A 23733-nucleotide genomic window follows, 5' to 3' on the forward strand; every position below is an offset into this window, starting at 1 on the left:
TCAGTGGGCGGCGGGCCGCTTGGCGATGCCCATGGTCTTGGCGAGGATGCCCAGCATCACCTCGTCGGCGCCGCCGCCGATGGAGGCCAGGCGCCCATCGCGGTACATGCGCGAGACCTTGTTCTCCAGCGTGAAGCCCATGCCGCCCCAGAACTGCAGGCAGGTATCGGGCACCTCGCGGTTCAGGCGGCCGGCCTTGAGCTTGGCCATGGAGGCGAGTTCCAGCACGTCCTGCCCGCCCACGTAGAGCTCGCAGGCGCGGTAGGTCAGCGCGCGCAGGGCCTCCACCTCGGTCTTGAGCTCGGCCAGCTTGAACTGCACCCACTGCTGGTCGGCCAGCGCGCCGCCAAAGAGCTTGCGCTCCTGTGCCCACTCTATCGTCCAGCCAATGCAGTTGTTCAGCGCCTCCAGCGTGCTGGAGGCGCACCACAGGCGCTCTTCCTGGAACTGCTGCATCTGGTAGATGAAGCCCTGGCCTTCGGCGCCAATGCGGTAGCGCTGCGGCACGCGCACCTCGTCGAAGTAGAGCAGGCCCGTGTCGCTGCTGTGCATGCCGATCTTGCGGATCTTCTGTGCCACTTCCACGCCCTTGGTGAGCTGGCCGCCGGGGCCGTCGCGCAGCGGCACCATCACCAGGCTCTTGTTGCGGTGCACGGGGCCTTCGCCGGTGTTGACCAGCATGCACATCCAGTCGGCCTGCAGGCTGTTGGTGATCCACATCTTCTGGCCGCTGATCACGTAGTCGTCGCCATCCTTGCGCGCCGTGGTCTTGATGCCCGACACGTCGCTGCCCGCAGCAGGCTCGCTCACGCCGATGCAGCCCACCGTGTCGCCCGCAATGGCAGGGGCCAAAAAGTCGCGCTTGAGCTCCTCGCTGCCATGTCGCGCGAGGGCCGGCGTACACATGTCCGTCTGCACGCCAATGGCCATGGGCACGCCGCCGCAGTGCACATGGCCCAGCGCCTCGGCCATGGCCACGGAGTAGGAGTAGTCCAGGCCCGAGCCACCGTATTCCTCGGGCTTGCACAGGCCCAGCAGCCCGAGCTTGCCCATCTTCTTGAAGACCTCGTGCGCGGGGAAGATCTCGGCCGCCTCCCACTCGTCCACATGGGGGTTGATCTCCTCGTCGATGAAGCGCTTGAGGGTCTTCTGGATCTCGCGGTGCTCGTGCGTGAACTGCATGGTTTGTCTCCGTTGATTTTTGTGTGGACCAGTGCAAAAAAGAGGGATGGGTGTCTACATTCGGGCCACCCCGAACTGCATGGGGTGAAGGCCGCGCGCCTGTGCGTCGGCGCAGGTGGCCAGGCACAGGGCCAGCACGGCGCGCGTATCGCGCGGGTCGATCACGCCGTCGTCCAGCAGCAGGCCGCTGGTGTAGAAGGCATCGGCCTGGGCCTCGAACATGGCCACGATCTTGTCGAACTGGGCCTGCGACTCGGCCGGGTCGGGCGTGATGCCTTTGCGCGCCAGCGCTGCCTCGGTCACGATCTGCATGGTGCGCGCGGCCTGCTCGCCGCCCATCACGGCCGTCTTGGCGCCGGGCCAACTGAACAGAAAACGCGGTGCATAGCCGCGCCCGCACATGCCGTAATTGCCGGCGCCAAAGCTGGCGCCGCACTGGATGGTGATCTGCGGCACCGTGGCGTTGGCCACTGCCTGGATCATCTTGCTGCCATGCTTGATCATGCCGCCCTGTTCGCTGTCCTTGCCCACCATGAAGCCCGTGGTGTTCTGCAGGTAGACGATGGGGTGGCCCAACTGGCACATCCACTGGATGAAGTGCGCAGCCTTGTTAGCGCCGGCCACGTCGATGGGGCCGTTGTTGGTGATGAAGCCCACGGGGCGGCCATCGATGCGCGCCTGGGCGCAGACGGTGGCCATGCCGTAGCGTGCCTTGAATTCGAGCAGCTCGGAGCCATCGACGAGGCGCGCGATCACCTCGCGCATGTCCACGGGCTGGCGCAGGTCGTCGGGCATCAGGGCCAGCAGGTCATCGGCATCCAGTGTCGGGCCTGAGGCCGTGGACGCGCAGGGCTGGCTCGCCCAGCCAGATGCCGCCACCACGTCGCGCGCCATGCCAATGGCCTCGCGGTCATCCAGTGCCAAGTACTCGCCCAGGCCCGAGATACTGGTGTGCATCTCGGCGCCGCCCAGTTCCTCCTCGGTGGCGATCTCTCCCGTGGCGGCCTTGAGCAAGGGCGGCCCAGCCAGAAAGGCGCGCGAGCGCCCCTGCACCATGATCACCACGTCCGACAGGCCGGGCATGTAAGCCCCGCCGGCTGTTCCCGAGCCATGCTGCACGGTGATCACCGGAATGCCGGCCGCCGACAGCCGCGCCAGGTTGCGGAACAGGCTGCCGCCATGCACGAAGCCCTCGACCCGGTAGCGCATGAGGTTGGCGCCCGCGCTTTCCACCAGGTGCACGAAGGGCAGGCGATTCTGTAGCGCGATCTCCTGCACGCGCAGGATCTTGTCCAGGCCCATGGGCTGGATGGCACCGGCCTCGATGCCTGAATCGCTGGCCACCACCATGCAGCGCACGCCCGACACCATGCCGATGCCTGCGAGGATGCCTCCGCCGGGGACGGATTGGGCCGGGTCTTTCGTGTCCTGCAGGTAGCCGGCCAGCGTGGCCAGGGGCAACCAGGGCGTGCCGGCATCGAGCAGCAGGGCCACGCGCTGGCGCGGCAGCAACTGGCCGCGCTTGTCGAACTGCGGTTGCGAACGGGCCGAGGCAGCCGCGGCGCGGTCTTCGAGTGCCCGCAGGGCTTCTAGGCGCGCCAGTTGGGCGCTGCGCCGCCGCTGCACGTCGGGCGCCAAGGCATTGAAACGCGAGGCGAAGGCCGTCATGGCGCTGCCTCCAGAGGCTGCTGTGGCTGCTCTGCAAACACGCGCGGCACCTGCGCGCGGTGAAAGCCCTCGAATGGCCGCACGGCAGGCCGCTGCTGGGTGGCCGCATCGGGCACCTGCATGGGCCAGCCCAGGCGCGCCTGGGGCCGTGCGCCATCGACGCGCAGGGTGGTCCCGCTGATGAAGCTGGCCGCAGGGCTGAGCAGAAAGACGATGGCTGCCGAGACCTCGGCCTCGGTGCCAAAGCGCCCCTGCGGCACCGTGTGGCGCATGGCGCGCAGCATGTCGGCGGCGGCGGGCGGGTAGTTGTCCATGCCGCTCGATGCGATGTAGCCGGGTGCCACGGCATTCACGCGCACACCACTTGCTGCCCATTCAAGGGCGGCGGTTTCGGTGAAGCTGACCATGCCGGCGCGCGCCGCGCCGCTGTGCCCCATGCCCGGCATGGAGCCCCACATGTCGGCCACGATGTTGACGATGGCGCCGCCCTGGGCCTGCATCCACTGCCGGTGGCACTCGCGCGCCATCAAAAAGCCGCCGGTGAGGTTGGTGTTCAGCACGGCCTCCCAGCCCTTGGCGGAGATGCTGGCCAGCGGTGCCATGAACTGGCCGCCCGCGTTGTTCACCAGCGCGTCGATGCGGCCATGCTCGGCCAGGGCCTGCTGCACCACGATGGCCACGGCCTCTTCGGAGCGGATGTCGCAGGCATGCCAGGAGGCCTGCCCGCCGTCGGCCGCGATCTCGGCCTGCACCGCCTGCAGCTTGTCGGCCTTGCGCCCGCCCAGCACCACCTGCGCACCCAACCGGGCCAGTTCGTGCGCCGTGCAGCGGCCGATGCCCGACCCGCCGCCGGTGACGATCACCACCTTCCCCGCGAACAGGCCGGGTGCGAACACGCTCTGGTACATGGCTCAGGCCTCCCGTATGAACAGTGCGAGCGCCTCGCCGGTCAGCTCGTCCAGCGACTTGCCGCCCTTGGGGGCAAACCACTGCACGGCCCAGTTCAGTGCCCCGAAAAGAAACAGGCGTGCCACGCCGGGGGTGGCCTGCAGTGCGCCCTGCCGTGACAGGGCGTCGAGCGTGGGCATCCAGGCGGCCTCGTAGGCGTCCTTGACGCGGGCGATCCCCTTGCGCTGCGCGGGCGTCAGTGAGCGCCATTCGTACAGCATCACCGGAATGAAGCCGCTGCGTGGGCCGAGCAATATCTCGAAATGGTGGCGAATCAGCACCTGGAGCTGCTCGCGCGGCGAGGCGTCGAGGGGCAGGGCGGCCAGCGCCTGCTGCTGGCTTTGCAGGGCCATGACCATGCCTTCGTTCATGACCGCATGGAGCAGGGCACCCTTGCTCTCGAAGTGGTAGAACGGCGAGCCGCTGTGCATGCCCGCCGCCGCAGCGATGTCGCGCGTGGTGGTGGCCGCAAAGCCCTTGGTCAGGAACAGCTTGGCCGCGCCGTCCATGAGCTTGCGGCGGCGGTTGCCGTCATCCACTTCTTCGGCGGTCTTGCGCGGGCGGCCGCGCGGGCGCCGGGGTTCCTCTGCCACCCCGACGGCGGTTTTGCGGATGCGGGCGGCAGGTGTGGGCGGGGCTTCAGGGGGGCGGGGGGGCGAGGGACGTTTGCGCCGGACAGCGGGGGTTTCCATGCTCTGCACGATAGCAAAACACTTTATTTTTAGCAAGCAAGTGCTTTGTAAAAATAACGGATCAGGTTGTTGGCGTTCGTGGTTCCGGTGTATGGACAGAGTGCACGGACGACGCCCACAAAATTGTTCCCAATCGTTGATTCATCCATCAAGTTGAAACAGGCCGCGCTGCAAAAATGGCGGTTTTTGCGAAATCTGTCACGCTTTGTCGGTTTAATGTTCGTAAAAGTGTTCTTTTGCGCATTGGCGGTGATTTGGCACGGCGGCAGTTATCTCCTACGCTCCGCGATCCATTCAACGAGAGGCTGGTTTCATGAACACATACGGCATTGCCCGCTGGGCGCGTTGCGCAGTGGTCGCCGCGTCCGCCGCCCTGGCGCTTGGTGCGCAGGCACAGGTCATCGATTTCTCCGGCACGCGTGGCGCGGGCGTCAACCAGACGGACGTGCTGCTGGAAAACCTGCGCCTGCTGGTGCCGGTTCCCAACCCGCAACAGCCGGGTACCACGACCACGGTGGAATCCAACTACAACATCCTGTTCCGCTTCGACCCTGCCACCTTGCACCTGGTGCCGGTGGGCCTGCAGCAGACCGGCGGGTCGGGCTCGGTGCAGTGCGCCACGGCCCAGGTGACGGTGTTCGATGCGCTGCGGGGCGCGAACCAGCCCCTGGCCAATGCGTCGGTGACGCTGGGCACGCGCTCGGCCACCACCAATGCACAGGGCGTGGCCTCTTTCGCGGGGCTGGCGCAAGGCTTCTTCACCGTGACCACGACGGCGCCCAACTACTCACCCGCCAACCAGACGGTGCTGCTCAACTGCTCCGCCCCCAACCAGGTGGCGGTGGCCCTGTCGCCGGCCAGCGGCAGCGCGGGCGGGCTGGCTGCCGGCCAGTTCCGCACCATCCTGACCTGGGGTGAGAACCCGCGCGACCTGGATTCGCACCTGACGGGCCCTGCTGCAAGCGCCAATTCGCGCTGGCATGTGTACTTTGGCGCCAAGACATCCGGCGACATGTGCGCGCTCGATGTGGATGACATCTCGTCCTATGGCCCGGAAACGGTGACCTGCCCGCCCACGGCCAGCGCAGCCAGCGCGCTGCGCCCGGGCGTCTACCGCTATTCGGTGCACCACTATGCGGGCTCTGGCAACCTCGGCACGTCGAATGCCAACGTGCGGCTGGAGCTTTCCAATGGCCAGGCCTACACCTTCACGCCGCCAGCAGCACCCTATACCGGCTCCAACAATGTCTGGACGGTTTATGAGCTGACGGTGCTGGCCGATGGGTCGGTGGGCGTGGCGCCGGTCAATTCGGTGATGGCGAACGTATCGTCGAGCAGCGTGGCCCGCGAACTGCCGATTGCCGAAGGCACCGGCCTGGGCCAGGCGGAGAGCCCTTCAGTGTTCCGGAACCTGGCGAAATAACTGCGCAGGCAGACGCCGCAAGGCGCTTGAAGTGTCCGCGTCCTGCCCAATTCGAGCCCCGGCACCCAAGGTGCCGGGGCTTTTTGCATTGCGTCGCGATTGTCTGAGGGGTGACAGATTGTTCTTCGCAACCATGTGGCTCTTCGCCAGGTTTGCAATGCTTTTGATAGCGATGGAGGCAATTTCGGCGAAGTCTTCCAGCAATTTGGCCCTGCTTTTGAGCCCTATGGGTTAGCCTGGCTCACAATCCGTAGTGCCCGTTTAACAGAGACATTTGCAGGGTTAATGCGGCGGCACGCTGGCCACGGTGATAACGTAAGCGCATGAATACACCGAACCAAACCCCTACGCCTTCGCCCTCCGGTCTGGACCCCCAAAAGGTACGCGCAGATCTGGAGAACCTGTTTCGCCAGGCTGTGCCGCAGCCGGGCAAGCCTTCTGCCGACAAGCCCGCAGGCAAGTAAGGCACCGAAAACCGCATTCACGCCGCCCATCCGCCTTGCGGATGGGCGGCGTTTGCTTTGGTGGTCTGCACTCCGGTGGGTGATAACTTCGCTGCACCACCGGATGGTGATCATTGGTTTTCTGTATCAACGGCGTGTGGGCACCGGTGATACAGTGGTGCAGCGATTCACCCTGCGGCCAGATCCTGCCTTTTCACACTGACTTGCTGCCTGCTTCACGGCGGGCTGGGGCGGTTTTGGAAGGAGATGACCACACGCAAGAAAGCCCTGCCATGGCCAACGTCTCCGATCTCCAGCGCATCGTGTACTCCGGCAACCCGCAGGCCGATGCCCTGCTGGACAACCCGTCGCCGTGGAACTTCTTCCCCGATGGCCGCAAGGTGCTTTACTACACGTTTGACGCAAGCCCCGGCAGCGTGGCGGCTTCCGATGCGGGGCGTCCGATCACGGCATTCAACACAGCGCAGCAGCAGGCCACCCGGCAGATACTGCAGCATGCGGCGGCGGTCACGGGCATCGTGTTCACCGAGGTGGGCAGCTCGGCCCAGGCGGACCTCCATTTTGTTGCGACGAATATCCCGGGGGCATCGACGGCGGGATTGGCATCGACGTTCTACAACTACAGCTACAACGGCAGCCAGACGCTGACCCAGCTGAATGCGGAGTCGGTGGTGTACCTGGACAACGTGGAGCATGCCGGCATCAACAACCAGCCCACGGCGGGCGGTGCCGGCTACGAGGTGCTGCTGCACGAGGTAGGGCATGCGCTGGGGCTGGCGCACCCGTTCGACTCCTCGCGGCCGTTGCCATCGGCGCAGGACAACACCAACAACACCGTCATGTCGTACACACGTGCTGGCCCCTACAAGACCACGTTCCAGGCATTTGATCTACTGGCGCTGGACTGGATCTACGGGCGCGATGGCCTGGGCGGGACCTGGGGCATGAATTCCACGAACGGCCCGACGCTGAACTTCGCCAGCCAGCCCAGTGGTACTGCGGGGCCGGACGTGCTTACCAGCACGCAGGCCAGCGAGACATTCAACGGTGCGGGAGGTGTAGACACCTTGGTGGCCCACGGCGCGCGCAGCGGCTACTCGCTCACCCGCAAGGATGGTGGCTGGCAACTGGTGGATGGCACTGCGGGCCGCGATGGTACGGACACCTTGGTGCAGATCGAGCGCGTGCGCTTTTCGGACCGCTCGGTGGCGCTGGACCTGGATGGCGCGGCGGGCACGACGGCGCGCCTGCTGGGGGCGCTGGTCGGTCCGGCAGGGTTGGGCAGCCGCGAACTTGTGGGGGCGGTGCTCGGTGTGGTGGATTCGGGCACGTCGCAGCTGCAACTGGCGCAACTGGGCCTGAATGCGGTGCTGGGTGCTTCGGCAACGCCGGAGCAGGTGGTGGTACTGCTGTTCGGCAACGTGGTGGGGGCGTCGGCCGACGCCGCCACGGTGCAGTCGCTGGCCGGCCTGATCAGATCGGGTACCTACACCAATGCCTCGTTCACGGTGGCAGTGGCCAACCTGGACATCAATGCGACCCATATCGACCTGGTGGGGCTGAGCACACGGGGGCTCGACTACGTCTGACCACGCCGGTCGCCAGATGCCCTGACGCTGGGTTTTTCTCCGCCCAGGGTGGCGTGTGCCTGGGCTCCATCTTGCGCTGACTGTGATTCAAATCACTCCGACGAGAAGGTGCCTTCGCTTGCGGTAAAAAATTCATATAGGAACTGGTACACTCCGTTTCCTATATGAATTCCCTACTGCGCATTCCGCTCGAAGCGACGCCTGAACAGGTGGAGCGGCTGCGTGCGTTGCAGATGGGGTTTGCCAAGGTCTGCAATGCCATTGCGCCTGTCGTTCGGCAGACCAGGGTGTGGAACAGGGTGGCCTTACACCACCTGACCTACCGGCCGTTGCGAGAGCAGTTTCCTGAGATGGGCTCACAGATGGTGTGCAACGCCATCTATTCGGTGTCCCGCACCGGGCGCCTGATTTTTCAGCACCCCGCCAGCCCATTCAATCTTTCGCGCCTGGGGGACAAACCCCTGCCTCTGCTGCAATTTGCAGATACCTGTCCTGTGTACTTTGACCGCCACACCTTGAGCGTCAAGGCGGGGCAGCTGTCGATGTTCACCCTGGACGGTCGCATGCGCTTTCAGCTGGCGCTGCGCACGGAGGACGAAGCGAGCTTCCATGAAAAGAAGCTGCGTGAGATTGTGCTGTCCAGACGAGCCGATGGCGTCTACGAGCTGTCGTTTCTGCTGGGAGATGAGCCCGACGGCAAGGACACCCGGCCGGACACGCCCATGCCTGACGGCGAAATTCCTGAATACATCATGGTCCAAGAGACAGTATGAAACCCAACGCCCCTCCTTCTGAACTGCGCCAAGCCATCTCGTCCTTGCGACCTTATTTTGTCCGCGCCGGCTGGTTCAGCGTCTTCTCCAGCCTTTTGATCCTGGCACCCTCGGGCTACATGCTGGAGGTGTATGACCGCGTGGTGAACACGCGCAACCATACTACCTTGGTGATGCTGACCTTGATTGTGCTCGGTGCCTATGTGTTGATGGAGGTGCTGGAGTGGGCGCGCAGCGAAGTCATGCGAGCCGCGAGCGTCGAGCTGGATCACTCGCTGAGCAATCGGATCTTTGGCGTGATATTCGATGCGAGCCTGCGTCGCCTGCCGGGTGGCTCGCAGCAGCCGCTCAATGACTTCCGTTCCGTGCGGGACTTTCTGTACTCGCCGGCGCTTCTGGCCGCAATGGAGGCGCCCATTGCACTCGTGATGGCGGTGCTGCTTTTCATGATCAGTCCCGTGCTGGGCTGGACTTCGCTGGTGTTCGGCGTGGTGCAGGTGGCGGTAGCGTGGTTCAACGAGCGCGCCACCAAGCCGCCGCTGATGCAGGCCAATGGCAGCTCCATCGCTGCCCAGCAGTATGCCGATGGCGCCTTGCGCAATGCCGAGGTGATCGAATCCATGGGCATGCTGCGCGACACGCACAAGCGCTGGCTGAACAGGCAGCGCGACTTTCTGCGGCTGCAGGCACTGGCCTCCGAGCGCGCTGGCGGATTTCAGGCCCTCTCCAAGCTGGTGCAGAACATCCTGGGCTCGCTGCTGCTCGGGCTTGGGTGCTGGTTGCTGTTGCGCAATGAACTCAACGGCGGTGCGGGGATGATGATCGTTGCATCCATTCTCGGGGGGCGCATGCTCGCCCCGCTGGTCCAGGTGGTCGCGCAGTGGCAGTCAGTGGTAAACGTGCGGGATGCATGGATGCGACTGGACCAATTGCTGACCGCGCTGCCTGCGCCAATGCAGGGGATGGCCCTGCCCGCGCCGCGCGGCGTGCTGCAGGTGGAGCAACTCATCGCTTCGGCTCCCAACTCTGCCGGCCACATTCTTCGGGGTGTGGGGTTCGCACTGACTCCTGGTGAGGCGCTCGCCGTGGTCGGCCCCTCCGCCTCGGGAAAAACCACACTGGCTCGTCTGCTGGTCGGCTTGTGGCCTGCCGCCGGCGGCAAGGTGCGCCTCGATGGTGCCGACGTTTATACCTGGGCCAAGGCGGAACTGGGCCCTTATATGGGGTACCTGCCACAGGGCGTGGAGCTCTTCGAGGGTACGCTGGCGGAGAACATCGCCCGGTTCGGCGAGGTGGACATGGCCAAGGTGGAAGCCGCTGCACGCGGTGTCGGCCTGCACGAATTCATTCTGTCCCTGCCGCACGGATATGACAACCCAGTAGGGCCGGATGGGGCAAGGCTTTCGGGTGGTCAACGGCAGCGTGTGGGCCTGGCTCGGGCGCTGTATGGGGATCCCGTATTTGTCGTGCTCGATGAACCCAACTCCAGCCTGGACGAGCAAGGAGATGCCGCGCTGAACCATGCCATCGCGGCGGCCAAGGCCCGCGGCACTACCTTTGTCATCATGACCCACCGCATGAGTGTCCTGGCCGTGGTCGACAAGTTGCTGGTGCTGCGCGATGGCACCCAGCAGGTCTTCGGCCCCCGCGATGAGGTGCTGGCGGCGCTGAACAAGGCCGCGCAGCAGGCGCAGGCCGAAGCCCAGGCGCCTGCAGCACAACCTGTTCCAGCAGCACCTGCACTGGCTGCATCCTGATACCCACGCGAGTTCACATTCATGAAGAAAACGGGTTTTTTCCACCGCAGCGAGCTGGCTGAGGTCTTGTGGTCCTTTCGGCAGGAGTTCATTGTGGTCGGCATCTTCAGCATGGTGGCCAACCTGCTCATGCTGGCGCCCACGATGTACATGCTCCAGATTTTTGACCGTGTCATGGCAAGTCGCAGCGACCTGACGCTGATTGTGATGTCGCTGATCACGCTGTTCCTGTTCCTGGTGATGGCCTTTGCCGAATGGATGCGCTCTCGCGTTCTGGTGCATGCAGGGGTGCGGCTGGATGGAGTGCTTGGCACGCGCGTCTTCAATGCCAGCTTCGAGGCACGCCTCGGCCAGACCGGGGCTTCCGTTGCACGGGCATTCAGCGACCTCATTCAGATCCGCCAGTTCCTCACGGGCAATGGCATCCTGGCGTTTTTCGACATTCCCTGGGCGCCCATTTATCTGGCCGTGTTGTTCTTCCTGCATCCTGTGCTGGGCTATGCGGCGCTGGTCTTCGCCGCGATCCAGGGCGCCCTGGCATGGTTTGGCCACCGCCACACCGTCGCGCCATCGGAAGCCGCGTCCAAGGCGACCGCAGAATCGGGCATGTATCTGCAAAGCAAGCTGCGCAATGCAGAAGCGCTGGAGTCGATGGGCATGGTGCACAACCTGCGTCCCCATTGGAAGGCCCGGCATGACAAGGCGCTGGAGCTGCATGGCAAGGCTCAGGCGCTGTCGCACCGGATCAGTGCCTGGAGCAAATTCATCCGCTACAGCCAGCAGTCCCTGGCGCTGGGTCTCGGTGCGCTTCTGGTGATCGATGGCCAGCTGTCCCCAGGTGGGATGATCGCGGCCAACGTGCTGATGAGCCGAGCGCTGGCTCCCATCGACATGCTGGTCGGAACCTGGCGCGGCTTCATCGGTGCAAAGGGGGCCTTCGAGCGGCTGGAGTCGCTGCTGCAGGCCCATCCCGAGCGCGACCCGGCACTATCTCGTGTGGCTCCCCAGGGCTCGGTGACTCTGCGCGATGTTGTCGCAACGGCTCCAGGCCGGCCCATGCCCATTCTCAAAGGTGTGAGCACCTCCGTGCAGGCCGGGACGGTGACGGTAGTCCTTGGGCCCTCGGGTTCCGGGAAATCCACATTGGCGCGTTGCCTCATGGGCATCTGGCCGGATGTGTCGGGCGAAATGTTGCTCGACGGGCTGCCCATTGATGGCTGGGACCGCAATGAACTGGGCCCCCATCTGGGCTACTTGCCGCAGGATATCGAGCTGTTCGAAGGCACGATTGCCGAGAACATCGCCCGTTTCGGCAAGGTCGAGCCCGAGAAGGTCATTGCCGCAGCGCGCAGCACGGGTTTGCACGAGATGATCCTGCGTTTCCCCAAAGGGTATGACACGCCCATTGGTGAGGCCGGAAATCTGCTCTCGGGCGGTCAGCGCCAGCGCGTGGGCCTGGCCCGCGCTGTCTATGGGAATCCTGTGCTGGTGGTGCTGGACGAACCCAATGCCAATCTGGATGACGTGGGTGAAGCAGCTCTGGTGCAGAGCGTGCAGCAACTCAAGGCCCGGGGGTGCACGGTGTTCCTCGTGACCCACAGGCCGGGGATTCTGGCAGTTGCTGATCGCCTACTGATCTTGCAGGACGGCGAGGTACAGGCGGACGGCCCGCGCGATGCAATTTTGAATGCCTTGCGTGCAGCACAGGCTGCTGCGCAATCGCCGCCGCCCGCCGCTGCCACGGGCGGGCTGCAGCCCACGACCGCCTGAGCCCACGCTCTGATGGCACGCACTGTTTTATTGAACCCTCTTTCTGTCGGGTACTGACATGGTCAAATCACTGTTTCCTTTGAATAAAAAGCCGGAGGCTTCGTTCGACGCCGACAAAGCGGCCACGGATTCGCCCGGGGGCTCTTCTCGGCCGGGCCGATTGGGCCTGTGGGCCCTGGCCATTGGCTTTGGTGGCTTTCTGCTATGGGCCGCTTTTGCTCCTCTGGACGAAGGCGTTCCGGCCGCAGGTATTGTTGCCATCGACACAAAGCGCAAGGCGGTGCAGCACCTGAGTGGCGGCATCGTCAAGGAGGTGCTGGTGCGCGAAGGTGATGAAGTCAAGGAGGGGCAGTTGCTGATCCGTCTGGATTCGGCTGTGGCAAAGGCCAACTACGAATCCGTGCGTCAGCGCTACCTGGGTCTGCGCGCGATGCAGGGGCGATTGCTGGCAGAGCAGGGTGGTCTTGCCAGTATCAGCTATCACGCCGACCTGCAGGCTGCGGCATCGGACCCGCTGATCCGTCAGCAGATGCAGAACCAGGAGCAGTTGTTCATGACCCGGCGCAGCCTGCTGCGCTCTGACCTGCAATCCATCGAAGAAAACATCCAGGGCCAGGAGGGTCTGCTGCAGGCCTATGACGGCATGCTGGCCAGCCGCAAGAGCCAGTTGTCGCTGCTCAATGAGGAACTGGGGAATTTGCGTGGTTTGGTCAAGGAAGGCTATGCACCACGCAACCGCCAGTTGGAGATGGAGCGCATGGTCGCGGACTCCAGCACCGCGATTGCCGACCTGGTGGGCAATACGATCCGGGGTCGCCGTGCCATTGGCGAGTTGCGCCAGCGCGCCCTGTCACGCCAGCAGGAGTACCGCAAAGAAGTGGAAACCCAGTTGGCCGAGGTCAGCCGCGAAGTGCTGTCGGACAACGAAAAACTGCATGCTGTCACTGATGACCTAGGGCGCACCGAAATCAAGGCGCCTGCATCCGGCCAAGTGGTGGGCCTTGCTGTCCAGACTGTGGGCGGCGTTATTTCGCCGGGGCAAAAGCTCATGGACATCGTGCCCAAGGATGCCTCGCTGCTGCTGGAGGCGCATGTGGCTCCGCACCTGATTGACCGCGTGCGTTCAGAGTTGCCGGTGGATGTGCGGTTCTCGTCCTTTGCCCATTCGCCCCAGCTGGTGGTGGGGGGCAAAGTGGTGTCCATCTCCGCCGATTTGCTGGTCGAGCCGCAAACCAATGTCAGCTATTACCTGGCGCGCATCCAGGTGACGCCCGAAGGCCTCAAGAAACTGGGTACGCGCCAACTGCAACCGGGCATGCCCGTGGAGGTCATCTTCAAGACCGGCGAACGCTCGATGCTGACCTATCTGCTGCACCCGCTGACCAAGCGGCTGGCGGCGTCCATGACCGAGGAGTGATGCAATGACTTTGCAATATGCCATCCTGCCTGCGGGCTGCGCCCGGCGCGGATATGCATCCCGCCTGACCTGCATGGCCGCTGCCGTGGCCGGGCTGCTGGCGGCAGCGCCCGCCTGGTCCATCGACCTGCGCCAGGCCTATGAAGCCGCGCTGGCCAACGATGCGACCATCCGCTCCTCCCGTGCCGCGGCCGATGCCAACCGCGAGCAATTGCCCCAGGCGAAAGCGCAGCGGCTGCCCAACGTTTCTTTCACTGCGGGCCGCAACAAGAACGACCTCACCAGCGAAACCCAGAACATTCTGGGTCAGCCGGTCACAACAGATAACAAGTACTACAGCGGCAACCAGGGGCTGACCATTCGCCAGCCGCTGTACCGCCCGTTCATCGGCGCGCTGGTCAAGCAGGCCGAGGCGGTGGTGAAGGATGCAGATGCCACGCTGGAAAGCGCCGAGCAGAGTCTCGTGGTGCGTGTGGGCGAAGCCTACTTCGAAGCCCTCCTGGCCGAGGAGCAACTCGCTCTTGTCAGCTCGCAGAAAAGCACCTACACCACCCAGCTCGATGCGGCCAAGAAGGGCTTTGCGGCAGGCAGTGGCACGCGCACCGACATCGACGAGGCCCAGGCCCGGCTGGACCTGACCTATGCGCAGGAGCTCGAAGTCCAGCAGAACGTGGAGTTCACCCGCCGCAAGCTGGAGACCATCACGGGGCAGCCCTTGGGAACCCTAGCGCGGCTGGATCTGGCGCGTTTCACGCCAGGGGCGCCCACCCCCAGCCTGGTGGAAGACTGGATTGCCCGTGCCGAGCAGGCCAGCCCTGATGTGAAGGCCCTGCGAGCGCGGCTGGAGGCAGCGACCTTCGAGATCGACAAGGCCAAGGCAGGGCACAAGCCTACACTGGATGCGGTGGCGCAGTGGTCGCGCAACAGCAGCGACAGCGTGACCAACGTGAATTCGCGCTATGACAACAAGTCCGTAGGCTTGCAACTGACCGTTCCGATCTATTCCGGTGGCTATGTCAACTCCACGGTGCGCCAGGCGGTCGCCAGTGCAGAGCGGGCCCGTGAGCTGCTGGAGGCCACGCGCCTGGACCTGAGCGTGCGGGTGCACCGCGAATTCCGCGGCATGACCGAGGGCGTACTGCGCATCAGTGCCCTGGAGCAGGCCGTGCGCTCGGCCGAGCAGGCCGTGCTGTCCAACCAGATGTCGTTCAAGGCCGGCGCCCGCACCACGCTCGACGTGCTGAACGCCGAGCAGCAAAAGACCACAGCGCTGCGCGATCTGGCCCAGGCCCGCTATCTGTACGTGGCCTCCCGCCTGCGCCTGCAATCTCTGGCGGGGGACGAGCGTGCGGCCAGCGTATCGGAAATCAATGCCTGGCTGGCCCTCTGACCCGCAGCCGTAGCCCCGCAAATGCCTCTCTTGCCGGTGGTCGCTGGCAAGTGGGAGGGGTTCCTCGCGGCGTGCCTCATCCGAAGCGAGACGCATTTCTATTGTCTGGTGCCCGGACGGATTGTGTGACCGGCGGCACGCCGGGGTACATGAGGTTACGCAACGACACGGTCCCTGCAGTTACGATTGGCGCCTCATGATCTGGTTGTCCGTGGTGGGTTTTCTGGTGGCGGCGATGGCTGCAGGGTTCGTCGTACGCTGGGTGCGGGGTCATGCATCTGCGTATGGCAATGGCATGCCCCAGCGTTTCCACATGGGGGACGTACCGCGCCTGGGGGGCGCAGCCTTGCTGCTGGGCCTGGCAAGCGCCTGGGGCCTGGGCATGCTGCAGTCTTTCCTGGGCGACCCCGGCTCCCTGCGGCTCGGTTGGTGGGTTGGCAGCTGGTTGCTGGTGCTTTTGCCCGCCGTGCTCGGCGGCATTGCCGAGGACATGACCCAGCGGCTGGCCGTGCGCTACCGCCTGGCGCTGACCGGCGCCTCGGGGCTCCTGGCCATCTTCCTGCTGGATCTTTCCGTTCCCCGCATCGGTTTGCCCTGGGTTGACATGCTGCTATCGGCCTGCCCCTGGCTGGGCCTGGCCATCGTGGTGCTGGCCGTGGCGGGCCTGCCCCATGCCTTCAACATCATCGACGGTTACAACGGCCTGGCCGGCATGGTCGCCATCATCGTCTGCCTGGCCCTGGCGCACGTGGCCCTGCAGGTCGGGGACCGCTCCCTGGCGGCGCTACTGGTCACAACCGCCGCCGCCACAGGGGGCTTCCTGGTGTGGAACTACCCGCGAGGCATGCTGTTTGCCGGCGATGGCGGGGCCTATGTATGGGGCGTCGTCATTGCCCTGGCCAGTATCTCCCTGGTACAGCGCAATGCCGATGTCTCTCCCTGGTTCCCCATGCTGCTCTTGATCTACCCGGTTTGGGAGACCGTGTTCTCGATCTACCGCAAGGCGGTTCGCGGCGTTTCGCCCGGGGTGGCCGACGCCCTGCATTTCCACCAACTGATCTACCGGCGCATCGTGCGCGGGGTGTTCCACGACGACGAGTCGCGCCGCGTGCTCATGCGCAACAACCGCACCTCGCCCTATCTGTGGGGCTTCACGCTGCTCACCGTGGTGCCCGCTATCCTGTTCTGGAACAACACCTTGGTGCTGATGGGTTTCTGCTGGCTTTTCGTCATCAGCTACGTGGTGGCCTATCTGGCCATCGTGCGCTTCAAGGTACCTGACTGGCTGCGTAGATAGCCGGCTGGCCCCTGAGACGCTTCGCGTCTTCCCCGGGGGCTTTGCAAGGGGTGTGGCATGGGCCGCGCCAGTTCCTTGGACGGCGCGCAGGCACTGCTTGCCAGACCGGCCCGCGAATGCGGCACAATTTGCGCATCCTCGTTTTCTCTTGATGGCACGCCCCCATGACCGATCTTCTCTCGATTGCGCCCCGCGACAAGGCTGAAATACTGGCCCAGGCGCTGCCCTATATCCGCAAGTTCCATGGCAAGACCATTGTCATCAAGTACGGCGGCAACGCCATGACCGACCCGGCCCTGCAGGCCGACTTCGCCGAAGACGTGGTGCTGCTCAAGCTCGTGGGCATGAACCCTGTGGTGGTCCACGGTGGCGGTCCCCAGATCGAGACGGCCCTGAACCGCCTGGGCAAGAAGGGCGAGTTCATCCAGGGCATGCGCGTGACCGATGCCGAAACCATGGAAGTGGTGGAGTGGGTGCTGGCCGGCGAAGTACAGCAGGACATCGTGGGCCTGATCAACCAGGCCGGCGGCAAGGCCGTAGGCCTCACCGGGCGCGATGGCGGCATGATCCGCGCGCAAAAGCTCAAGCTGCTCGATACCAAAGACCCGAGCATCGAGCATGACGTGGGCCAGGTGGGCGACATCCTCTCCATCGACCCCAGCGTGGTCAAGGCGCTGCAGGACGATGCCTTCATCCCCGTGATCAGCCCCATCGGCTTCGGCGAGAACAACGAGAGCTACAACATCAATGCCGACGTGGTGGCCAGCAAGCTGGCCACCGTGCTCCAGGCCGAGAAGCTGATGCTCCTGACCAACACCCCCGGTGTGCTGGACAAGCAGGGCAAGCTGCTCACCGACCTGACAGCGCGCGAGATCGACGCACTGTTTGCCGATGGCACCATCTCCGGCGGTATGCTGCCCAAGATCGCCGGCGCGCTGGACGCGGCCAAGGCCGGCGTGCATGCGGTGCACATCATCGACGGCCGCGTGCCCCATGCCATGCTGCTTGAAATCCTGACCGACCAGGCTTACGGCACGATGATCCGCAGCCATTGATGATTCTGGTGACGGCATGAGACTGCTGCTGGTCGAAGACGACGTGATGGTGGCCAGCGGCATCAAGCTGGGGCTGTCCGACGCCGGCTACGCGGTGGACTGGGTTGGCAGCGGCGAGCGCGCCGAAGAGGTGCTGCGCGTCGAATCCTTCGATGCGGCCATCATCGACATCGGCCTGCCCGCCATGGACGGGCTCGAACTCACGCGGCGCCTGCGCCGCCCGGACATGGCCAGCCCTTCGATGCCCGTGCTCATCCTCACCGCGCGCGATGCCCTGCATGATCGGGTGCAGGGGCTGGATCTGGGGGCCGATGACTACATGGTCAAGCCCTTCGAACTGCCCGAGCTGCTGGCGCGGCTGCGCGCCCTGCTGCGCCGCTCGCAGGCTGCCACCACCGCCGTGCTCAGCTTCGGGCCCCTGGAGCTCGATACGGCAGGCCGGCGCGCCAGCATCCGCTCCGATACCGGTGAGCAGGTGATCGAACTCGGTCCGCGCGAATGGACGGTGCTGGAGTACCTGCTCATCAATGCGCCCAAGCCCGCCAGCAAGGACAAGCTGCTGCAGGCGCTCACCGGCTGGGACAAGGAGATCACGCCCAACGCGGTCGAGGTGTATGTCTCCCGCCTGCGTGGCAAGCTGGAGCCGCATGGCGTGGCGCTGCGCTCCATCCGGGGGTTCGGTTACCGGCTCGAACTCCAGGCCGGCTGAACCCCTTCTTTCACAGCCCCGACCATGGAACCCCGGATCCCTCCTGCGCGACGGCCCGGGCTGCGTGCCATGACCTCGGACCTGCGCAACCGCTTGCTACTGCTGCTGGTGCTGCCCCTGTGCGCGCTGGCGACCATCGGCGTCTGGCTGGACTACCGCTCGGCGGACGAGGCCGCCGGCCAGCACGACCAGCGCCTGCTGCGCCTGTTGCCCGCCCTGTCCGATTCGGTGCTGGCCCCGGCCATTCGCGACAACGATCCGCCCCTGCTGCTGCTGGCCCCGCCGCTGGAGGACTTTCTGCGCCAGAACGCTGGCTTCTCGGGCTACAGCGTGCGCGACCCTTCGGGCAAGCTGCTGCTGGGCGACGACTGGGTGCACAGTGCCGTGCCCACCACCCAGGCACCCGAGTTCCACAGCATGGAGTACGGCGGCGTGACCTACCGCGTGGCCGTGCAGCGCGGGCGCACGGGGGCCGGCGAGATGGTGGTGGCCCTGGCCGATGGTTCCGACCCGCGCCAGCAATGGGCCCAGCAACTGCTGCTGCGCGTGCTGCTGCCCAACCTGGTGCTGGTGGCCGCCGCCGCGCTGGCCATCCACTGGGCTGTGCGCCAGGCCTTCAAGCCGCTGGTGGACCTGGCCGAAGCCGTGGAGCACCGCTCGCCGCGCGACCTGAGTCCCATCGACGAAGCCTCCTCGCCGTCCGAGGTGCGGCCGCTCGTGCACTCGCTCAACCGCCTGTTCGCCCTGGTCAATGCCCAGGCCGAGGGGCAGCGCCGCTTTGTGGCCGACGCCGCACACCAGCTGCGCACGCCGCTCGCAGGCCTGCAGGCCCAGGTCGAGGCCTGGGCCATGATGGCCAAGGCGGCTGCGCCCCAGCGGCAGCCATCGACTGGCCTGGACAAGAAGGGCCCCGTGTCAACCGACGGCCGTACCCAGGGCGCCATCGTGCTGGGCGTGGACCAGATCGAGAAGCTGCGCAACGCCACGCGCCGCACCTCGCAGCTGGCGCACCAGTTGCTCGCCCTGTCGCGCGCCGATGCGCGCAGCCTCGATGCCCAGCAGCCGCAGCGCGTGGACCTCAAGGACCTGTGCGAGACCCTGCTCGAAACCTTTCTCGACCCCGCCACCGGCAAGGGCCTGGACCTGGGCCTGGAGGTGCAACCCGTGCACGTCACGGGTCACGGCTGGCTGCTGCGCGAGTTGCTGTCGAACCTGGTGGACAACGCCATCAAGTACACCCCGCCCTCGGGCATCGTTACCATCCGCTGCGGTATGCGCCAGGGCAAGAGCGGACCGCCGCGTGTTTTTTTGCAGGTGGAAGACGATGGCCCCGGCGTGCCCGATGCCGAGCGCACCCGGGTGATGCAGCGTTTTTACCGGGTGCCGGGCACGGTGGGGGAGGGCACGGGCCTGGGCCTGGCGATTGCCGACGAGATTGCCCGCGTACACCGCGCGTCGCTGACCCTGAGCACCGGCGCGCAAGGCCGTGGTCTGGTGGTGACTGTGGTGTTTCCGCTCTAGCGGGGCTGCTGGCCTGGGGCTCCCCAGGGGCTGTGCGAGAATCATTTCCATACATGATTTACGCCCTGCCGCAGACTGGGCATGCTGTTACCCCGGCATGCGTTCCAGGTGGTGGGGACCACAGGCCCCAGGGCTCTGGGGCTGCCAGCCCCGGGGCGTACTCACTTCCTCTTTGCGCATGTCCGATCTTTTCACGCCTCCCGAGCCAGCCAGCACCGCCGATGCAGAGGACAGCCCTGCCACGCGCAAGCGGCCCAAGCCCGGCGAGCGCCGAGTACAGATCCTGCAAATGCTGGCCACCATGCTGGAGCAGCCGGGGGCGGAGCGCATCACCACCGCCGCACTGGCGGCACGGCTTTCCGTCAGCGAGGCCGCGCTGTACCGGCATTTCGCCAGCAAGGCGCAGATGTTCGAAGGGCTGATCGATTTCATCGAGCAGTCCGTGTTCACACTCGTGCAGCAGATCACGGGTCGCGACGTGCCCGATCCGGACCAGCCGGCCGAAGTGGGCCTGCGCCAGACGGCCCGCATCGTCGCGGTGATTTTGCAGTTCGGCGAGCGCAATCCGGGCATGGTGCGTGTGATGGTGGGCGATGCGCTGGTGTTCGAGCACGAGCGCCTGCAGCAGCGCATGAACCAGTTCTTCGACCGCATCGAGTCCACGCTGCGCCAGTGCCTGCGGCCGGCCAGCGCAGCATCCGCCACGCCCACGGTCGACGCCCAAGTGGCCGCCAGCGTGCTCACCGCGTTTGCGCTGGGGCGCCTGCAGCGCTATGCGCGCTCGGGCTTTCGCCGCCTGCCCACCGAACACCTCGACGCCAGCCTGGCGCTGATGATCCAGAAGTAAGCGCCATTGGCGCAGCGCCCGCAGGTCGCTGCGGTGCAACAGAGTTTTGGTGCGGTCTCCCTATTTTTGGAGAGGCTTTTGGCGGTGGGGCGAATTTGCTGCAGAATAGTACGAACGTTCGTTTTTATTTGCACGCATGCCCGCCACCTCCGACTCTCCTGCGGTCACCCGCATCCCCCGCGCCCGCAGCGGTACGGGGCGCGCCCTGCAAAAAGGCCAGCATACCAAGGCGGTCATCGTCGAGGCGGCGCTGGGTCTGGCCACGCACATCGGGCTTGAAGGCCTGTCGATTGGCGCACTTGCCGACGTGACGGGCATGAGCAAGTCGGGCGTGTTTGCCCACTTCGGCTCGCGCGAGGAGTTGCAAATCTCCGTCATCCGCGAATACCACACGCGCTTCGAGCAGGAAGTGTTCTACCCCGCCATGTCGGCGCCGCGCGGCGTGGGCCGCCTGAGTGCATTGTTCGACAACTGGATGAAGCGCACCTCGATCGAGATCGATTCAGGCTGCATCTACATCAGTGGCGCGGTCGAATTCGATGACCGCAACGGCCCCGTGCGCGACGCGCTGGCCAGCTCGGTCCTCACCTGGCTGGCCGCCATGCGCCGGGCCATCGAGCAGTGCAAGGAGTGCGGCGAGCTGCGCCCTGACACCAATGAAGAGCAGATGCTCTTCGAGATTCACGGTCTGATCCTCGCGCTGCACTACGAGGCGCGCTTTCTGCGAACCCCCGGCTCCATGGCGCGCTCCGTCACGGGCTTTCGCAACATCCTGTCGCGCTACAGCGCGCAGGCATCCGCACCTGTGGCCGCAGCACCCGCTGCGGCACGCCGCAAAGTTTCCAACCAAACCACCATATCCAAGGAGTAACCCCCATGCCCAGCTATACGCCGCCCCTGCGCGACATGCAATTCGTCATGCACGAAGTGCTCAAGGTCAGCGACGAACTGAAGGCCCTGCCGGCCCATGCCGAGGTGGATGTGGACACCATCAATGCCGTGATCGAAGAAGCCGGCAAGTTCGCTGCCGAGGTCATCTTCCCGCTCAACATCAGCGGTGACACCGAAGGCTGCGTGCTGGACAAGGCCACGCATGAGGTGAAGACCCCTACGGGCTTCAAGGACGCCTACGCCAAGTACGTCGAAGGCGGCTGGGCGGCTCTTTCCTGCGACCCCGCCTACAGCGGCCAGGGCCTGCCGTTCGTGCTCAACCAGTGCCTGTACGAGATGATGAACTCGGCCAACCAGGCCTGGACCATGTACCCCGGCCTGTCGCACGGCGCCTATGAGGCACTGCACGCGCACGGCACCGACGCGCAAAAGGCCCTGTACCTGCCCAAGCTCACCAGCGGCGAGTGGACCGGCACCATGTGCCTGACCGAACCCCACTGCGGTACCGACCTGGGCCTGCTGCGCACCAAGGCCGAACCCCTGGCCGACGGCAGCTACAAGATCACCGGCAACAAGATCTTCATCTCGGCCGGCGAGCACGACATGGCCGCAAACATCGTCCACCTGGTGCTGGCACGCCTGCCCGATGCGCCCAAGGGCAGCAAGGGCATCAGCCTGTTCGTGGTGCCCAAGTTCAACATCAATGCCGATGGCTCGCTGGGCGAGCGCAACCCGATCTTCTGCACCGGCCTGGAGCACAAGATGGGCATCCATGGCAACGCCACCGCGCAGATCGCCATCGACGGCGCCATCGGCACCCTGGTGGGTCAGCCCAACAAGGGCCTGGCCGCCATGTTCGTGATGATGAACGCCGCCCGCCTGGGCGTGGGCAACCAGTCGCTGGGCCTGACCGAAGTGGCCTACCAGAACGCCCTGGCCTACGCCAAGGACCGCATCCAGATGCGCAGCCTGTCGGGCACCAAGGCCAAGGACAAGGATGCCGATCCGATCATCGTGCACCCCGACGTGCGCAAGATGCTGCTCACGGCCAAGGCCTATGCCGAAGGCGGCCGCGCGCTGCAGATCTTCTGCACGCTGCTGCTGGACAAGGCCCACGGCCACGCCGACGAGAAGGTGCGCAAGGACTCCGAGGAGCTCGTGGCCCTGCTCACGCCCATCGTCAAGGCCTTCATCACCGACAACGGCCACATTGCCACCAATGCGTGCATGCAGGTCTTCGGCGGCCATGGCTTCATCAAGGAATGGGGCATGGAGCAGTATGTGCGCGACAACCGCATCAACATGATCTATGAAGGCACCAACACCATCCAGTCGCTGGACCTGCTGGGCCGAAAGATCCTGGGCAACAACGGCGCCTCGCTCAAGAAGTTCGGCAAGCTGGTGGGCAAGCTGGTCGAGGAAGAAGGCGTGAACGAGAAGATGGCCGAGTTCATCAACCCCGTCGCCTATCTGGCCGACCAGATGACCAAGTTCACCACCGAGATCGGCTTCAAGGGCCTGCAGAACCCCGACGAAGTGGGTGCTGCCGCTGTGGACTACCTGCGCGTGGCTGGCCATCTGGTGTTCGGCTACCTGTTCGCCCGCATGGCCCAGGTCGCCCTGCGTGAGATCGCTGCCGGCAACACCGACCCGTTCTACCAGGCCAAGCTGCAGACAGCACGCTTTTACTTCGCCAAGCTCTTCCCCGAGACGGCGACGTTGATGCGCACGGCCCGCGCCGGCAGCAAGGTGCTGATGGACACCGACCTGGCCCTGGCTTGAGTCGCTGGCCTTCGGATCCCGACCTCTTGAACTACGGAGCAGCGTCCATGTACAAAGCAGCAACAGCCGCCCTTGCGTTCGTCGCCCTCGCGGCACCGGCCTGGGCGCAGATGACGCCCGAAGGCCTGTGGCGCAACGTTGACGACAAGACCGGCGAGGCCAAGGCCGAGATCCGCATCCGCGACGCGGGTGGCGGTGCCCTGACCGGCGTGCTGGAAAAGCGCCTGGCCAAGGACGCCAAGCCCGACGAGGTGTGCGCGGAGTGCAGCGATGACCGCAAGGGCAAGCCGCTGCTGGGCCTGGAGCTCATCCGCGGCGCCAAGAAGGCCGATGGCAAGGACGTGTGGGAGGGCGGCAAGATTCTCGACCCAGAGAACGGCCGCAACTACACGCTGCGCATGGCACCCATCGAGGGCGGCAAGAAGCTCGAGGTGCGCGGCTCCATCGGCCCCTTTGGCCGCACGCAGACCTGGGTGCGGGTCCAGTAAGCAAAGAAAGACAACCGCACGCACCGGCCCCTGCCGGCGTGTGCAACAACGGAGGCGCCACGACGCTGCC

19 protein-coding genes are annotated in these 23733 nt (G+C 65.2%); 15 read left to right on the plus strand and 4 right to left on the minus strand.

Annotated elements, in window-relative coordinates:
- The 4 genes from ASE31_RS03140 to ASE31_RS03155 are packed head-to-tail and all read right to left on the minus strand — an operon-like array spanning position 1 to position 4490.
- A complete protein-coding gene (locus tag ASE31_RS03140) occupies positions 1 to 1182 on the minus strand; it encodes an acyl-CoA dehydrogenase family protein (protein ID WP_057200057.1) in 1182 nt (393 codons plus the stop codon).
- 54 nt (positions 1183 to 1236) lie between these two features.
- Entirely contained in the window at positions 1237 to 2850 is a 1614-nt protein-coding gene (locus tag ASE31_RS03145; protein WP_057200058.1) for an acyl-CoA carboxylase subunit beta, read from the minus strand.
- Positions 2847 to 3758, minus strand: coding sequence for an SDR family oxidoreductase (locus tag ASE31_RS03150; protein WP_057200059.1), 912 nt, complete (start codon positions 3756 to 3758; stop codon positions 2847 to 2849). The genes ASE31_RS03145 and ASE31_RS03150 overlap by 4 nt, the downstream gene beginning before the upstream one ends.
- A 3-nt stretch (positions 3759 to 3761) precedes the next feature.
- Complete coding sequence (locus ASE31_RS03155; RefSeq protein WP_057200060.1) at positions 3762 to 4490, minus strand: TetR family transcriptional regulator; 729 nt, start codon at positions 4488 to 4490, stop codon at positions 3762 to 3764.
- Positions 4491 to 4803: 313 nt separating this feature from the next.
- On the opposite strand from ASE31_RS03155, the gene ASE31_RS03160 reads away from it, so the two are divergent.
- From ASE31_RS03160 to ASE31_RS03230, 15 genes are all read left to right on the plus strand, one after another.
- Complete coding sequence (locus ASE31_RS03160; RefSeq protein ID WP_057266349.1) at positions 4804 to 5913, plus strand: carboxypeptidase regulatory-like domain-containing protein; 1110 nt, start codon at positions 4804 to 4806, stop codon at positions 5911 to 5913.
- A gap of 736 nt (positions 5914 to 6649) precedes the next feature.
- Entirely contained in the window at positions 6650 to 7966 is a 1317-nt protein-coding gene (locus ASE31_RS03165) for a M12 family metallo-peptidase (protein ID WP_057200062.1), read from the plus strand.
- Between the two features lie 164 nt (positions 7967 to 8130).
- Positions 8131 to 8739 (plus strand): hypothetical protein, encoded by a 609-nt coding sequence (locus tag ASE31_RS03170; RefSeq protein ID WP_057200063.1) that lies wholly within the window; start codon positions 8131 to 8133, stop codon positions 8737 to 8739.
- Positions 8736 to 10496, plus strand: coding sequence for a type I secretion system permease/ATPase (locus ASE31_RS03175; RefSeq protein ID WP_057200064.1), 1761 nt, complete (start codon positions 8736 to 8738; stop codon positions 10494 to 10496). The genes ASE31_RS03170 and ASE31_RS03175 overlap by 4 nt, the downstream gene beginning before the upstream one ends.
- 21 nt (positions 10497 to 10517) lie before the next feature.
- A complete protein-coding gene (locus ASE31_RS03180; protein ID WP_057200065.1) occupies positions 10518 to 12266 on the plus strand; it encodes a type I secretion system permease/ATPase in 1749 nt (582 codons plus the stop codon).
- Between the two features lie 58 nt (positions 12267 to 12324).
- Positions 12325 to 13683, plus strand: coding sequence for an HlyD family type I secretion periplasmic adaptor subunit (locus tag ASE31_RS03185; RefSeq protein WP_057200066.1), 1359 nt, complete (start codon positions 12325 to 12327; stop codon positions 13681 to 13683).
- A 4-nt stretch (positions 13684 to 13687) separates the two neighbouring features.
- Positions 13688 to 15073 carry a TolC family outer membrane protein gene (locus ASE31_RS03190; RefSeq protein WP_057200067.1) on the plus strand — a complete coding sequence of 462 codons (1386 nt, stop codon included), beginning with the start codon at positions 13688 to 13690 and terminating at the stop codon, positions 15071 to 15073.
- 196 nt (positions 15074 to 15269) lie between these two features.
- Entirely contained in the window at positions 15270 to 16370 is a 1101-nt protein-coding gene (locus ASE31_RS03195; protein WP_057200068.1) for a glycosyltransferase, read from the plus strand.
- 164 nt (positions 16371 to 16534) lie between these two features.
- The gene (argB, locus tag ASE31_RS03200) at positions 16535 to 17425 is read left to right on the plus strand and encodes an acetylglutamate kinase (protein ID WP_057200069.1); all 891 of its coding nucleotides are present in this window, start codon (positions 16535 to 16537) and stop codon (positions 17423 to 17425) included.
- 16 nt (positions 17426 to 17441) lie between these two features.
- Positions 17442 to 18134 carry a response regulator transcription factor gene (locus ASE31_RS03205; protein WP_057200070.1) on the plus strand — a complete coding sequence of 231 codons (693 nt, stop codon included), beginning with the start codon at positions 17442 to 17444 and terminating at the stop codon, positions 18132 to 18134.
- A 69-nt stretch (positions 18135 to 18203) separates the two neighbouring features.
- Positions 18204 to 19655 carry a sensor histidine kinase gene (locus ASE31_RS03210; RefSeq protein ID WP_057200071.1) on the plus strand — a complete coding sequence of 484 codons (1452 nt, stop codon included), beginning with the start codon at positions 18204 to 18206 and terminating at the stop codon, positions 19653 to 19655.
- 178 nt (positions 19656 to 19833) lie between these two features.
- Positions 19834 to 20502, plus strand: a complete 669-nt coding sequence (gene slmA, locus ASE31_RS03215) for a nucleoid occlusion factor SlmA (RefSeq protein WP_057200072.1) — start codon at positions 19834 to 19836, stop codon at positions 20500 to 20502.
- Between the two features lie 136 nt (positions 20503 to 20638).
- Positions 20639 to 21373: a TetR/AcrR family transcriptional regulator gene (locus ASE31_RS03220; RefSeq protein WP_057200073.1), complete on the plus strand. Its 735-nt coding sequence runs from the start codon at positions 20639 to 20641 to the stop codon at positions 21371 to 21373.
- A gap of 5 nt (positions 21374 to 21378) precedes the next feature.
- Positions 21379 to 23175 carry an acyl-CoA dehydrogenase C-terminal domain-containing protein gene (locus ASE31_RS03225; RefSeq protein ID WP_057200074.1) on the plus strand — a complete coding sequence of 599 codons (1797 nt, stop codon included), beginning with the start codon at positions 21379 to 21381 and terminating at the stop codon, positions 23173 to 23175.
- Between the two features lie 47 nt (positions 23176 to 23222).
- Positions 23223 to 23663, plus strand: a complete 441-nt coding sequence (locus ASE31_RS03230; RefSeq protein WP_057200075.1) for a DUF2147 domain-containing protein — start codon at positions 23223 to 23225, stop codon at positions 23661 to 23663.
- Positions 23664 to 23733: the final 70 nt, after the last annotated feature.

The organism is Acidovorax sp. Root217 (assembly GCF_001428645.1).
In the GTDB taxonomy this organism is placed as follows: domain Bacteria; phylum Pseudomonadota; class Gammaproteobacteria; order Burkholderiales; family Burkholderiaceae_C; genus Acidovorax.